The sequence below is a fragment of the Roseobacter sp. SK209-2-6 genome (assembly GCF_000169455.1).
GTDB lineage: Bacteria > Pseudomonadota > Alphaproteobacteria > Rhodobacterales > Rhodobacteraceae > Pseudophaeobacter.
The window spans coordinates 96,457-110,467 of record NZ_AAYC01000006.1 but is presented as its reverse complement, the minus strand read 5'-3'; the positions used below and the strand labels follow the sequence as shown (position 1 = coordinate 110,467).

At 56.2% G+C, this 14,011-nt stretch carries 10 protein-coding genes; 6 read left to right on the top strand and 4 right to left on the bottom strand.

What is annotated here, in order from left to right; all coding sequences use genetic code 11:
* The first annotated feature begins 79 nt into the window (after positions 1-79).
* Positions 80-2,584 carry a penicillin-binding protein 1A gene (locus RSK20926_RS10900; protein WP_008206675.1) on the top strand — a complete coding sequence of 835 codons (2,505 nt, stop codon included), beginning with the start codon at positions 80-82 and terminating at the stop codon, positions 2,582-2,584.
* Positions 2,585-2,683: 99 nt separating this feature from the next.
* On the opposite strand, the gene RSK20926_RS10895 is transcribed toward RSK20926_RS10900, so the two are convergent.
* Complete coding sequence (locus tag RSK20926_RS10895; RefSeq protein ID WP_008206672.1) at positions 2,684-4,762, bottom strand: Hint domain-containing protein; 2,079 nt, start codon at positions 4,760-4,762, stop codon at positions 2,684-2,686.
* A 243-nt stretch (positions 4,763-5,005) separates the two neighbouring features.
* Between RSK20926_RS10895 and prfB the strand changes: the two genes are divergently transcribed.
* The 3 genes from prfB to RSK20926_RS10880 all read left to right on the top strand — a co-directional run bounded on the left by prfB (position 5,006) and on the right by RSK20926_RS10880 (position 8,622).
* Entirely contained in the window at positions 5,006-6,130 is a 1,125-nt protein-coding gene (prfB, locus tag RSK20926_RS10890) for a peptide chain release factor 2 (RefSeq protein WP_008206671.1), read from the top strand.
* A 276-nt stretch (positions 6,131-6,406) separates the two neighbouring features.
* Complete coding sequence (locus RSK20926_RS10885) at positions 6,407-7,816, top strand: amidase (protein WP_008206669.1); 1,410 nt, start codon at positions 6,407-6,409, stop codon at positions 7,814-7,816.
* 80 nt (positions 7,817-7,896) lie between these two features.
* Positions 7,897-8,622, top strand: a complete 726-nt coding sequence (locus RSK20926_RS10880; protein WP_008206667.1) for a DUF2189 domain-containing protein — start codon at positions 7,897-7,899, stop codon at positions 8,620-8,622.
* A gap of 21 nt (positions 8,623-8,643) precedes the next feature.
* Here RSK20926_RS10880 and RSK20926_RS10875 read toward each other — a convergent pair whose 3' ends face one another.
* Complete coding sequence (locus RSK20926_RS10875; protein ID WP_037254739.1) at positions 8,644-9,402, bottom strand: helix-turn-helix domain-containing protein; 759 nt, start codon at positions 9,400-9,402, stop codon at positions 8,644-8,646.
* Positions 9,403-9,677: 275 nt separating this feature from the next.
* Between RSK20926_RS10875 and RSK20926_RS22085 the strand changes: the two genes are divergently transcribed.
* Positions 9,678-10,139, top strand: coding sequence for a hypothetical protein (locus RSK20926_RS22085; RefSeq protein WP_008206665.1), 462 nt, complete (start codon positions 9,678-9,680; stop codon positions 10,137-10,139).
* Between the two features lie 144 nt (positions 10,140-10,283).
* Here RSK20926_RS22085 and ilvN read toward each other — a convergent pair whose 3' ends face one another.
* Both ilvN and RSK20926_RS10860 read right to left on the bottom strand, forming a co-directional pair.
* Entirely contained in the window at positions 10,284-10,847 is a 564-nt protein-coding gene (gene ilvN / locus RSK20926_RS10865) for an acetolactate synthase small subunit (RefSeq protein ID WP_008206664.1), read from the bottom strand.
* 65 nt (positions 10,848-10,912) lie between these two features.
* Positions 10,913-12,664: an acetolactate synthase 3 large subunit gene (locus RSK20926_RS10860; RefSeq protein ID WP_008206662.1), complete on the bottom strand. Its 1,752-nt coding sequence runs from the start codon at positions 12,662-12,664 to the stop codon at positions 10,913-10,915.
* Positions 12,665-13,070: 406 nt separating this feature from the next.
* Here RSK20926_RS10860 and RSK20926_RS10855 point away from each other — a divergent pair, with 406 nt between their 5' ends.
* Complete coding sequence (locus tag RSK20926_RS10855; RefSeq protein ID WP_008206658.1) at positions 13,071-13,967, top strand: HalD/BesD family halogenase; 897 nt, start codon at positions 13,071-13,073, stop codon at positions 13,965-13,967.
* The last annotated feature ends 44 nt before the right edge of the window (positions 13,968-14,011 follow it).

Below are 14,011 nucleotides of genomic sequence, written 5' to 3'. Positions count from 1 at the left end.
AAAGAACCGCTGTTTCCTGTTTTGACGCCACTGTCTTGGGCTCTTATATAAGCAGAATCCTGCGAGAGAGGCTCAATACGTGCTGCGGTTCATCTTTTCCTTCTTTGGTTCCATCTTCAGCACCATCACCTTGGGTGTTGCTATGGTTGCTCTGACCATTGGCGCTGTGTTTTGGATCTATGGTCGTGACCTGCCAAGCCATGAATCTCTGGCTCAGTATCAGCCTCCGACAATCAGCCGGATCTATTCCGGCGAAGGGCGTCTGATCGATGAATTCGCCAAAGAACGGCGACTCTTTACCCCATCAGAAGAAGTTCCGGATCTGGTGAAACAGGCCTTTATTTCTGCGGAGGATAAGAACTTCTATTCGCATAAGGGCTATGACGCGCGCGGTATCGCCGCCGCTTTTGTTGAGGCTGTGCGTTCACGTGGGAGCAATGTGCGCGGCGCCTCGACGATTACCCAGCAGGTGATGAAGAACTTCCTGTTGTCCGGGGATCGTAAGGCCGCGCGTAAGATCAAGGAAATCATCCTGGCGACCCGCTTGGAAGAGACCCTGGACAAGGATCAAATTCTGGAGCTCTACCTTAATGAAATCTTTCTGGGGCAGAATTCCTATGGGGTGACAGCTGCGGCGCAGAGTTACTTCAACAAGACGCTTGGCGAACTGGCCCCACATGAAGCGGCGACCTTGGCCTCAATGCCAAAAGCGCCAGGCAAGTTTCACCCGGTGCGCGGCAAGGAGCGTCTGACAGAGCGCCGTAACTACGTCCTGCGGGAGATGAAAGAAAACGGTTACATCTCCGAAGACGTCTATGAGGTCGAGGTGGAGCAACCCCTGCGGTCGGTGCAAAATGGTGATTTTGAAAGCTTCCGCACCGGCCTGCCACCACGCGATTACTTCACCGATGAGATCCGCCGCCAATTGTCCGTGGATTTTGGCGAAGGTGAGTTTTTTACCGGTGGTCTTTCAGTACGCGCTACCATTGATGCTGAGATGCAGATGGTAGCTGCTGAAGCGCTGCGCGAAGGTTTGCAAAAATACGACCGCTCCCGCGGTATCTGGATTGGCACTGGGGTCACGCTCGAAGAGGCCGTGCTTGACGGAGAAGCCGAATGGCGCGACGCGCTGGCTGCAACAGAAGTTCCCCGCGACATTGATCTTGGTGGGAAATGGCTGCCAGCGGTCGTCTTTGAGGTTGGTGACAAGAGCCTTTCCATTGGTATCGAAGGCGAAGATGCGGCTGGCTCTGTTCCGCGTGCGGACATCAAATGGATGAAGGGCAACTTCAAGGATAATTTCACCCGCGGTGATGTGGTTCTGGTTCGTGCAGAGCTGAACAAGGACGGCACATTCAAACACTGGTCATTGCGTCAGGTGCCGGAAGTGCAAGGCGGCTTTGTTGCGATGGATGTAAACTCTGGTCGTGTTCTGGCGATGCAGGGTGGCTTTTCTTACCAGCATTCGGTGTTCAACCGCGCCACCCAGGCACAACGCCAGCCGGGTTCCAGTTTTAAGCCCTTTGTCTATGCAGCAGCACTTGATAGCGGCTATAGCCCGGCGACAGTTGTGGTCGACGCCCCGATTGAGATCAATACACCTCAGGGGCTCTGGCGGCCTAAGAACTCGACCAATAAGTTCTACGGCCCCACGCCGCTTCGGACCGGGATCGAGATGAGCCGTAACCTGATGACCATCCGCCTGGCACAAGAGGTCGGCATGCCGGTTGTTGCAGGCTACGCAGAGCGTTTTGGGGTCTACGACAATATGGGTACCTTCCTGGCCAACTCACTGGGCGCGGAAGAGACCACGCTTTATAAGATGGTTGCGGCCTATGCGATGTTTGCAAATGGCGGTGAACGCGTCCGGCCAACCCTGGTGGACCGGGTGCAGGACCGCTATGGGCGCACGATTTATCGCCATGATGACCGTGACTGTATTGATTGTTCGGCACAGGATCTCGCACTTGGTCAATCGCCCCGCATCGTCACCGATCGCGAACAGGTGATGGACCCGATCACCGCCTATCAGCTCACCTCGATGATGCGCGGTGTTGTTGATCGCGGGACCGCCTCCAGTGTGATCAACTTGCCAGTGCCAACCGCTGGTAAGACTGGCACCACAAATGACAGCCGCGATGTCTGGTTTGTGGGCTTCACTTCGAACATTGTTGCCGGGTGCTACATGGGGTTCGATCAACCGCGCCCAATGGGGCGCGGCGCCTATGGCGGGACCATGTGTGGCCCGGTCTTCCAGAAGTTCATGAAGGTCGCGACGGAGAAATTTGGTGGCGGTCGCTTTGATGTTCCGGAAGGTGGCCATTTCATCAAGATTGACCGTTTTACAGGCGCGCGCCTGCCTGACAGTGCCTCTGGCAGCTATGTCGTGGCAGAGTATTTCCGGGATGGCTTTGAGCCCATTTTTGGTCTGGCCTTTGATGGCGGTTTTGCAATGGGGTCTGACCTGCCGCTTTTTGAAGAGGCGCAATCCTCTGGTCGTCAAGTCACAACATCCAGCGGGGGAACTGCAATTTTGGGGCCAAAGGCGACTTTTGGCACTATCAGTTCAGGCGGGCAGTACTAGCGCCTTTTTCTGAATGTGGTGAAGGGTTTTGCCGAAGCCGCTTGTTTTGCGGCGTTCCAAACGGGTGATCTGTAATAGGCGCATTGAGACTGTTCCACGTCAGATCAGCGCCCTAGTTTCGCTGCGGGTCAGGCATAGGCGGGCGGTTGGGCCATAGCTGCCGGGATTGCTCCTCAGATCAGGCAGACAGTCAAAGAGAGAGTGGAGGGCGCTGGGGCAAAGGGCTTCCAGCGCTTGATCTCCGGGAAAGAAACTCTCTGTTGGGCAGTTTTCCGCAAAGATCACCTCATGCTGATCCAGGAGAAGATGGACATAGGTGACCGCACCTCCAGGCTGGCGACAAATGCTGTGGTCGTTCAATAGATGTCTGGCCACTGTCAGAACTTCGTCACTGCCATAGAGCATGCGGGCTGCGGTTCCCCTTATCAATAGGCGATGTTGTGGCGAAACCAGCAGATCGCGGCTGCACCCAAGGGTGCCCGCTGAAATGCGGATTGGGGCAAATTCACCAAGAGCGGGGACCGTAGTCTTACCGATCCAACGTACCGGCTGGTAGCCATTGTCGCGGGTCAAGACCATATCGCCAATCTGCAGCTCCTCTACCGGAACGGCACCCGCCAATGTGGTGATCCTTGTGCCCGAGGCGAAACAGATGATTTGCTCGATATTTGAAAAAGTGACCAGGCTGCCATCCAGCAGAGAAACCGTTCCGCTGAGGGTTCCATCACCTGAATCTGTAAAGCTGAGGGTGCTTCTGTCAGCCACGCCATTCAGATCAAGAGTATCCCAATCATCCCCGCCCTCATTGCCATCTATGGTGATGCTGGCGCTTCCGGTCTCACCACGGTCAATGAGAGTGAAGGTGTCGCGATCGTCGCCACCGGTTGCGGTATCTCCTTCGGAAAGCTTGATGCTGTCATCGCCACTTCCACCAGTGATGGAATCACTGCCCGTGCCGCCGACCAGCGTGTCCACACCAGCGCCACCGATCAGGGTATCATCGCCGCTGCCCCCCTCTAGGCTATCGGCACCTTCGCCCCCATCAATACTGTCATTGTCATCGCCACCTAAAAGCGTGTCATCACCACCCTCGCCAAAAATGGTGTCATCTCCGGCTCCGCCCGAGATGGAATCGGCATAGGGATCTGCCTCAACAACGGGGAGGGTGAAGGAAATATCCGAGACCATATAATCAGAGCCATCGGTAAGGTCGGTTTGAATATTTGCGGTCAGCACCAATTGGTCGAAGTTTCCAACCCCATTGATGGTCACTGACCCAGAACCGGATCCAATAGTGTCCTCGGTAAAATCACCCTCGGCGACCAGCACTCCTCCGTCATAGACGGCCCAGTGCCCCTCTTCCCCGTAGGTATCGGTAAAGAGATAGTCATACGAGAAGGACAGCTCATCAACAGGGCTATCGAGATCTACGATCAAGGCCTCACTTTGCCCTGTTGCAAGGTCGTAGCCAATTTGCTCCGTCACCGCGCTGTCAGAGTCAGAGATCGCACCTGCAACACCAAACCCACCGCTCCAGGTGGCGATATTGGCAGCACTTGGGCTGCCACCAATAGGCGTTGCCGTCACCGTATAGCCGCTGCCGGTATCAGCAACATTTGTGTCGGTGATCGTGGTCGGCGTTGGGGTCAGATCCTGTTCTGCTTCCGTATCGCCATGGATTAGATCAGCGCCGCTACCGCCCTCGATGCTGTCTGCACCAGCCCCGCCAAAGATACTGTCAGCACCACTGCCAGCATCAATGGTGTCATTTCCGGCTCCGGCCTCGATGGTGTCGTCATTCCCGGCCCCGCCCCCAAGCCCATTATCGACCTGATCCCCCTCAGCATCGGAATAACCGGAATCGATGAGATCTGCTCCAGCGGTTCCATCAATGGTGCCATCAAGATCCGTATAGGCAGGTGGATTGGTTGCGGTCGCGCTGGTCAGCGTATCGACTGGTCCAAGGTCCGGAGTGAAATAGACATTCCCATCGGTCGCCAGATAATAAGTCCCTGGCTCAACCTCATCAGTATAGGGAAAGCCGCCAACTGTGCCACTCCAGGTCCAGTCGCCGCTGCCTATTACGGTATCCGTCGTAAAGGCAGTGTAGCCACCCGAGATAACATCTCCGGTGTCGAGCGTACTGTCCCCGAGTGTGACCAGGTAACCACTAGGCATTGGTTTGTCCGTTTGTCATCAGCTTTGCACGCAGCTTTGAAGTCGCGCGATTGAATTGGCCTGCCATTAGAGGCAGGGTACCTTTTGTTTACCAAGAGCGAATTTACGTCAGGTTCTCAGAACAGGGAAAATAGCTAGGATTTTAACTATATCGGCTTGGCCCTGCTTTGCTTCAGCGCTGCTTGCCCGTGACGCTGGACTGGTTTATCACCCAAGTCTGAAACCAAGGTTCAAGGACATAAAATGCGCGCTGAAACCCAAAATACCGTGGCCGAGATCGAGAAGTCTCTGGAGCTTCTGGCCCAGCGGCTGAATTGGGAAACCGCTGAGTACCGGTTGGAGGAGTTTAACGCTCGCGTTGAAGATCCGAACCTCTGGGATGACCCGGAAGCGGCGCAAAAGCTAATGCGCGAGCGTCAGACCCTGGTGGATGCAATGGATACCTACAAGGGTATCAAGCAAGACCTCGCTGATAACATCGAACTCATCGAGCTGGGGGAGATGGAAGAGGACGAAGAGGTCGTCGCGGATGCGGAGGAGGCGCTGAAGGCGCTGCAGCAAAAGGCGGCAGAGAAAGAGCTGGAGGCCCTGCTGGACGGTGAAGCCGACAGCAACGATACCTTCCTTGAGATCAACTCGGGGGCCGGTGGAACCGAAAGTTGCGACTGGGCCTCCATGCTGGCGCGTATGTATGTGCGATGGGCCGAAAAGAAGGGCTACAAAGTCGAGCTGCAGTCAGAGACCGCGGGCGAAGAAGCGGGGATCAAATCCGCAGCCTATAAGATTTCGGGTCACAATGCCTATGGCTGGTTGAAATCCGAAAGCGGTGTGCACCGGCTGGTGCGTATTTCGCCCTTTGACTCGGCGGCCAAGCGTCACACATCCTTTACCTCGGTCAAGGTCTATCCGGTTGTTGACGACAACATCGAAATCGAAGTGAATCCGGCGGATATCCGCATCGATACCTATCGCTCCTCCGGGGCTGGTGGTCAGCACGTGAACACAACAGATTCCGCGGTACGGATCACGCATAATCCAACCGGGATCGTGGTGACCTCCTCTGAGAAATCACAGCACCAGAACCGCGACATCGCAATGAAAGCCCTGAAATCGCGCCTCTACCAGATCGAACTGGACAAGCGCAGCGCGCTGGTGAACGAGGTCCATGAAAGTGCAGGGGATGCGGGCTGGGGCAACCAGATCCGCTCCTATGTGTTGCAGCCCTACCAGATGGTAAAAGACCTGCGCACCAGCCATGAAACCTCCGATACCAAAGGAGTTCTGGACGGTGACCTGGATGGGTTCATGGCGGCCACTCTGGCATTGAATGTTTCTGGCAAAAGCCGCTCGGAAGCCCAGGGCGAATAAGCGGTCGCGCCAATCGGCTGGACTGGAGACAGCTTTGTTTTCGTCTGATCGTTTTTTAGCTGCAAAGTGATGAGAGCGCCCTTTGAGGCGCTCTTTTTTGGTCAATGGGCAGGATGTTTGAGCCGGCACAGAAGAGCGCTCAAAAACGCTGCGGATTTTTGGCAAAGCGGAATTTTCCGTCGCGTTTGCAAAGGTTAGGTCTTGGTGCGTCTTTTCAGGCTCCAAATCCGACGCTAGGCTATTGTGGAGGTTGAATTTCCGCAGGAGCCCTAGCCAATGCATGACCCATATCTCTCTGCGGCTGATCTGCTGCGGCAATTGCGAGAGGGGAGCCTGACCGCAGAGGAATTGATGCGGGACACGCTGAGCAGAATTGAAGCGGTGAACCCGACCCTGAATGCGATTGTGGCCCTCAGACCAGCAGAGGAATTGATGGAAGAGGCCCGAGAGGCCGATCGCCGTCGTGAAAGCGGGCATCACCCCGAGGCACTCCATGGGCTGCCGATGGCTGTGAAGGATTTGGCCAATGTGGCGGGGATCCCCTCGACCCAGGGTTCGCCCCTGTTTCAGGATTTTGTGCCCAAACAAGATGAGCTTTTCGTCTCCCGTTTGCGGGCTGCGGGGGCCATCCTGATCGGTAAGACCAACTCGCCCGAGTTCGGTTTGGGGTCGCATACCTTCAATCCGGTCTATGGTGCGACCCGCAATCCCTTTGATGCAAGCCGCAGCTGTGGTGGCTCTTCTGGAGGTGCAGCGGTGGCGCTCTCGGCGGGTATGCTGGCGCTGGCGGATGGGTCTGACATGATGGGGTCGCTGCGAAATCCCGCCGGCTGGAACAATGTCTATGGATTTCGTCCCACCTGGGGCTGGGTCCCGGCAGAACCTCAAGGGGACCTGTTTCTGCACCAGCTCTCAACCCTAGGACCGATGGGCAGAAGCCCCGAAGATCTGGCGCTCCTCCTGGATGTCATGGCTGGCCCGGACCCACGTCAGCCACTTGCCAGGGGGGCGGAACTCTGTGCGCCCCTGCCGCCAACACGACGCATGCGTATCGGCTGGCTTGGCAATTGGGGGGGAAGTTTCCCGATGGAGGCCGGGATCCTCGACCTCTGCCAAAATGCGCTGGAAGTGGTTCGCGATTTGGGCCACGTGGTTGAAGAACTGCCACCTCCTTTTCCTGCCGAAGACATCTGGGAGGCCTGGACATGCCTGCGCTCTTTTGCAGTGGCGAGCGGTTTGCGATCCCTCGACAGCAATAGGGCGTCGCTAAAGGCAACCGCCGTTTGGGAGTTGGAGCGCGGGTTGTCGCTGACTGGGCCGCAAATTCAGGCGGCTTCCGACATCCGCTCTGATTGGCAGCGCCGGGTGGGAGAGCTGTTTGACAGCTTTGATGCACTGGTTTTGCCGACTGCGCAGTGCTGGCCATTCTCGGTGGAAAGCGAATACCCCACGGCCATTTCCGGAACACAGATGGATACTTATCACCGTTGGATGCAGGTGGTGACTCCTGTCAGCTTGCTGGGGCTGCCCTGTCTAGGGGCGCCCGCCGGTTTCGGAACGCAGGGGCTGCCGATGGGGCTGCAGATTTTTGGCCCACATGGCAGCGACCGTATGTTGCTGTCCCTGGGGCAAGCCTATCATCAGGCAACAGAGTTTCCGCAGAAACACCCACCACAGACAGTTTAGGAATTTACCGCATTTTCGGAACATGAGGGAGGAGGTCCAGGGTGACAAATAAGGCATTTGGCTTGCCAGAGTTGCGACCCATGCAGGTTGCGACATTGAAGGAAGCACTCCGGTGCGGCTGGCAGGATTTCTGCCGCAAACCTGGATATGGCCTGTTCTTTGCAGGGTTCTATGTTCTTGCCGGCTGGATGATGAGCTGGATAACCCTGTCGACCGGAACCACCTTCTGGTTGGTCCTTGCAGCGATTGGATTTCCGCTTTTGGGACCTTTTGTGGCTGTTGGCCTCTACGAGGTCTCCCATCGTCTAGAGCAGGAAGAGGCCATGCAGCCGTCTGATATTCTGGGGGTAATCCTGCAACAGGGCCGCCGCCAGCTGCCCTCTATCTGTGCGATCATCATCGTTGTGTTTCTGTTTTGGTTTTTCCTGGGTCACATGATTTTTGCGCTTTTCCTGGGGCTTTCAACCATGACGAATATCTCCAGCTCTCTGGAGGTGTTCTTAACACCCAACGGCATGACGATGCTGGTCGCCGGGACGCTGGTTGGCGCATTGTTTGCGCTGTTGCTCTATATGATCACGGTTCTTTCCCTGCCGCTTCTGCTGGACCGGGAGTTGGATTTTGTCACCGCCATGATCGCGAGTTTTACCTATGTTCAGCAGAATTTCTTTCTGATGATGGTCTGGGCCGTCGTGATCGCTGGCCTAACCTTTGCGGCGCTTGTGCCGGGGTTTGCAGGGCTGTTTCTGGTCATGCCATTGCTTGGCCATGCCTCTTGGCATGTGTATCGCCTGATCGCGCATTGATCCCACTCTTACCGGTGGCTTTTAGCGAAAGGGAACGTCAGGGCGGAGAAGATGTCGGTGATAGGGCATCAAATCGGCCTCTTCAGCAAAGCCAGAGCTGCGGGCGGCTGCCAAGGCGGGGCCGAATTCGCGGCCAAGGTGCTCATAGACCATGCGCGTCACCCGTTCTCCACTGCCGTCGCGAACCGTGCGTGCAACATATCCAAGCCAGAAGTTGTTCTCCATCGAACCAATCCGGGCCAGATAATTGAAGGAATAGGTCATGGCGCGACGTCGGGAGATCATGAAAGCAACCCCATCTTCATGCGCGGAGACGAGGCCACGGAATTCGCGTGAGCGGGGGCTTTCGCTGAGCCCCTGAAAGCGCATCGCTTCGCGGGCTTCGAAGCCTTTGACAAAGGTAATCCCATCTTGGCCCCGAAAAACCTGCACCAGGCCGACGATGAACTGACCATTGCTGATAAAGCTGCGGCGCGTAAAGCGATAGAAGCCCGAGGGGAAAAAGGGTTCGCTGAGCTGCCTGACCCCATGGCCAAGGAAGTCTGTTAAAAACGGGCTATTTAGGATCTGCCCCTGACTCCCAATTGTGTCAACTGGTTCGAGTAGGATGCGCGCATCAACGTCAAAAAAGGAGCAGATCCGATCCAGGACATCCGGTCGGGGGAAACTCTCCCCGGACATGTAGCGGTTGAACTGGGTTCTGTTTATGCCGAGTTGTCGAGAGAGTTCGGATACCGATGGGTAAAGCTGCGCCAATTTGCGCAAGTTCGTACCAAACATGTTTCGGAGTTCGGAAGGCGTACGAATGCGCTTGTTGATTCGCGGTTCAGTATTTCTTTTTGCTGACGTCTTCAAAAGCCTAAGATCCTGTTGTCAAAAGAGAAGAGATAAATACATTTTTTATAGTTTGACGCTGGATAGCATCATGTCGAACCTCAACCACGTCAGGACACTAATAAACCAGACACAAATTGCAAGGATCGGGCGCAGCATTATCGATTTTGATACTGAACAATTTGCATCACACTTGGGCTATCCAAGTTGCGAGGCCTGCTATGATTGGAATTGTCCTTTGGCGCGATGAGACGGCTGGAAAATCGGTGATCTGGTGCGAAGATCAGGGAGATCTGGCCTTTGCAACCGGCGTCGGCGCTGAGCAGTTTGTGGAGCTGCGGGTGGGCGATTGGGTTTCTTTTGGTGTGACCTTGAGTGGGAATATTCGACTGGCGGAGGATGTTATCCTGCTCGCGGAAGAGGGCTGCCCGGATCTGGTTGGCGATCTGGTTGCTGCCACTGCCGCTCCAGCGGCGCAGGACACTGAGATCTCCGAAGTGGTCAAGTTCAGCGGCCTGCTTGAGCAGCGCCAGCGAGAACGGAAAACGGTAAAACAATTGGTTCAGAGCCGAGCGCAGGTGGCTGCTGATCAGGACGATAGGAAAGTTGTGTCTCTCTTCGGGGATGAGGGGCGGCCATGCTGTTCATCTTCCCTCGTGTCAACACGGCGCCGAAGCCGCTAACGGCCCTGAAGACACCAATCTTCCCTGCAATCGGGGCACGGAACAAAAAAACAGGCCCTTCAGCAGAAGGGCCTGTTTTTTCATGTAGACTCATCGCAAAGATCCGCTGGGTGCCCATCTATGGACGAGACCCAGATATCTTTGTTACTCCGCTCCGCGCAACAGGGCGGCAACCCCGGTGCGAGCAACTTCCAAAAGACCGAGAGGCCGCATGAGATCGGCAAAGGCGTCGATCTTTTCAGGGGCACCGGTGATCTCAAAGATGAAGCTGTTGAGGGTGCTATCGACCACATTGGCGCGGAAGATATCCGCAAGACGCAGGGCTTCAACGCGTTTTTCACCGTCGCCAACCACTTTGAAGATCGCCAGCTCACGCTCAACCGAAGCGCCTTCGACGGTGAGGTCATGCACATCGCGTACAGAGACGATCCGGCCCAGCTGGGCCTTGATCTGCTCGATCACCTGCGGCGTGCCTTTGGTCACCACAGTGATACGGCTGAGGTGGCCGGTGTGGTCCACCTCGGCCACGGTCAGGCTTTCGATGTTGTAGCCGCGGCCCGAGAACAACCCGATGACGCGGGCCAGAACGCCGGGCTCGTTCTCGACCAGAACGGCTAGGGTGTGCTGTTCCTGAACATCCGAGAATGTGGGGCGCAGGTTATAGGCGGAATGGCGGGTGGAGCCTTTTTTGATGTGTAGGGCAGACATTTAAGTCCCTTTCCTGAATTCGGGGCAGGGCAGTGCTGCCCTGCAAAATCTTTCCTTGAGGGGGCTTAAACCAGCACGGCGCCGCCGGCCTGGATGACACCTTGGGTTTCGGCCTCGCCCAGCAGCATTTCGTTATGCGCCTTGCCCGAGGGGATCATCGGGAAGCAGTTCTCGTGCTTTTCCACCAGGCAGTCAAAGATCACCGGTCCGTCATATTCGATCATTTCCATGATCGCATCATCCAGTTCCGCCGGATCGCTGATGCAGATACCCTTGGCGCCAAAGGCTTCGGCGAGTTTGACAAAATCGGGCAGGGCTTCGGACCAGGAGTGGCTGTAGCGCTCACCGTGCAAGAGTTCCTGCCACTGGCGCACCATGCCCAGGCGTTCATTGTTGAGGATGAACTGCTTCACCGGCAGGCGGTACTGCGCCGCAGTGCCCATCTCCTGCATGTTCATCAGCCATGAGGCTTCACCGGCCACATTGATGACCAAGGCATCCGGATGGGCAATCTGTGCGCCAATGGAGGCTGGGAAACCATAGCCCATAGTGCCGAGCCCGCCGGAGGTCATCCAACGGTTCGGATCCTCAAAGCCCAGGTATTGCGCCGCCCACATCTGATGCTGGCCCACTTCGGTGGTGACATAGCGGTCATATTTCTTGGTCAGCTCTTCAAGACGCTGCAGCGCGTGCTGCGGTTTGATAGTCTTTTCGCTGCCGGTGAAGGCCAGGCAGTTGATCTTGCGCCATTCACTGACCTGCTCCTGCCATTTGGCAATAGCCTCCCGGTTCACCTTGCGGCCACGGGATTTCCAGACTTTCAAAATGTCTTCCAGCACATGGCCAACATCGCCGACAATCGGAATATCGGCCTTGATCACCTTGTTGATCGAGGAGGGGTCGATATCGATATGGGCTTTGATCGAATTGGGGCTGAATGCATCCAAGCGGCCGGTGATCCGGTCGTCAAAGCGCGCGCCGATATTGATCATCAGATCGCAACCATGCATGGCCATATTGGCCTCATAGAGCCCGTGCATGCCCAGCATGCCGATCCAGTTCTCGCCAGAGGCTGGATAGGCGCCAAGACCCATCAGGGTGGAGGTGATCGGAATACCGGTGGCATCAACCAGTTCGCGCAGGAGTTGGCTGGCTGCGGGGCCAGAGTTGATCACCCCGCCGCCTGTGTAGAACACGGGGCGTTCTGCTGTTTCCAGTGCCGCAACCAGTTCAGTGATCTCTTCCATGTCGCCCTTGACCACGGGCTGGTAATGGGAGGCGCTGGGTTTTGCAGGTTCATAGGTGCCGGTGGCGAATTGAACGTCTTTGGGAATGTCGATCAAAACCGGACCAGGACGGCCAGAGGTGGCGACATGGAAGGCCTCATGCAGGGTGCCGGCCAGCTTGTCGGTGTCTTTCACCAGCCAGTTGTGCTTGGTGCAGGGGCGGGTAATGCCAACGGTGTCCGCCTCCTGGAAGGCATCGGAACCAATCATGAAGGTCGGAACCTGGCCGGTCAGAACCACCAGAGGGATCGAGTCCAACAAAGCATCGGTCAGACCGGTCACCGCATTGGTGGCCCCGGGGCCAGAGGTCACCAGAACAACACCGGGCTTGCCGGTGGAGCGGGCATAGCCCTCGGCCGCATGGACGGCGCCCTGTTCGTGACGCACTAGAATGTGGCGAATGTCATTCTGCAAAAAGATTTCGTCATAGATCGGAAGCACGGCGCCGCCTGGGTATCCGAATACTGTGTCTACACCCTGATCCTTCAGGGCTTGAACCACCATTTTCGCGCCGGTCATTTCACGTGTCATCTGCTTTTTGCTCCAATTGGCGACATCGTCTGTTACGCATAAAAAAAGCCTCCGCTTTGTCAGGGGAGGCGCATGGGTTCGATTGTGGTCTACCGTTACCGGCCCATGCGCTTGGTTCCTACGATTACGACTAGGGCTTTCATTGCCACTGGCTCCGTTTACTGCGTTGCAGCGGACATTATGTCTGTCAGCGGGGGGCGTCAACAGGCAAAGAGGATGAAAATCACCTGATTTGGGACATTTTCTTGCGCCCACTCTAGTGGAGGCGACATTTTTGCAAATTTGAGGCGTGATTTCTGACCCAAATCATTCAAAATCGTCACTCTGGTGTCCTTTTTGAAACAGATCTAGGCAGAAGGAGAGCACAATCTTTCCCTCATACAGATACTCAGCAGTGAGGTGAGACATGGGCGGGAGGCAGAGCGGGGCAAGGGGTAATGCTGCGGCGCAAAAACCAGAACTCGGCGATTTGGTGGATCTAGGACGATACCCGATCGATCTTCCGTCCTCGCCAGCCTATCGCAAATTGCTTGCGGATCTGTGCCGGGATCTAGCGACAGATGGCTGCGCCGTATTGCCCGGTTTTGTCCACGAAGAAGGGGTGGAGCGTTTGGCCCAAGAAGGGGATAGCGTCGCTGAAAAAGCGCATCATTCCTTTTCCCGCACCAATGCCTATTTCACCAAAGATGATCCCAGTCTGCCTCCGGAACACCCCTTGCGACAGTTTTATGATCGCTCAAACGGTTTTATCCCGGCCGACAATTTTGGAGCGGCCAGCCCGCTGCGCAGCATCTATGAGGCCCCATCTTTCATGCCCTTCATCCGGGAGGCGCTGGGACAGCCGCAAGAGCACTTCTTTCGCTACGACGACCCACTGGCCGATGTGATCATCAATATGGTGGAGGAAGGCGATGGCTTTCCCTGGCATTTCGACACCAACAATTTTACGGTGACCCTTGCGATCCAGAACCCGGAGGAGGGCGGCGAGTTTGAATACGCACCGAACTTGCGCACTGCCACCAATGAGAATTTCGAAGCGGTCGCCAGGGTTCTGGCGGGGCAGAACCCCCAGGTCAGGCGTTTGGAGCTGCAACCCGGTGATTTGCAGATCTTCAAAGGGCGCTATTCTTTGCACAGGGTTGCTCCCATGCGGGGTACGCGGCGGCGCTATGTGGGGATTTTCTCTTTTGTGGAAACCGAAGGCATGTGTGGCGGGGTAGAGCGCACGCGTCAGCTCTATGGGCGGACGCTGCCAATTCATCACAACAGAGAGGGGCGACGCTCGGATCAATTGGTGGATTGATCAGGGGCGGCGTCAACTTGGTAAGCCAATGCAATTGCGAGGAG

Bases quoted from the DNA above. Each gene is read 5' to 3' on its own strand.
- RSK20926_RS10895 (WP_008206672.1), bottom strand. From the start codon at position 4,762: ATGCCTAGTGGTTACCTGGTCACACTCGGGGACAGTACGCTCGACACC.
- prfB (WP_008206671.1), top strand. From the start codon at position 5,006: ATGCGCGCTGAAACCCAAAATACCGTGGCCGAGATCGAGAAGTCTCTG.
- RSK20926_RS10885 (WP_008206669.1), top strand. From the start codon at position 6,407: ATGCATGACCCATATCTCTCTGCGGCTGATCTGCTGCGGCAATTGCGA.
- RSK20926_RS10880 (WP_008206667.1), top strand. From the start codon at position 7,897: ATGCAGGTTGCGACATTGAAGGAAGCACTCCGGTGCGGCTGGCAGGAT.
- RSK20926_RS10875 (WP_037254739.1), bottom strand. From the start codon at position 9,402: ATGTTTGGTACGAACTTGCGCAAATTGGCGCAGCTTTACCCATCGGTA.
- RSK20926_RS22085 (WP_008206665.1), top strand. From the start codon at position 9,678: ATGATTGGAATTGTCCTTTGGCGCGATGAGACGGCTGGAAAATCGGTG.
- ilvN (WP_008206664.1), bottom strand. From the start codon at position 10,847: ATGTCTGCCCTACACATCAAAAAAGGCTCCACCCGCCATTCCGCCTAT.
- RSK20926_RS10860 (WP_008206662.1), bottom strand. From the start codon at position 12,664: ATGACACGTGAAATGACCGGCGCGAAAATGGTGGTTCAAGCCCTGAAG.
- RSK20926_RS10855 (WP_008206658.1), top strand. From the start codon at position 13,071: ATGGGCGGGAGGCAGAGCGGGGCAAGGGGTAATGCTGCGGCGCAAAAA.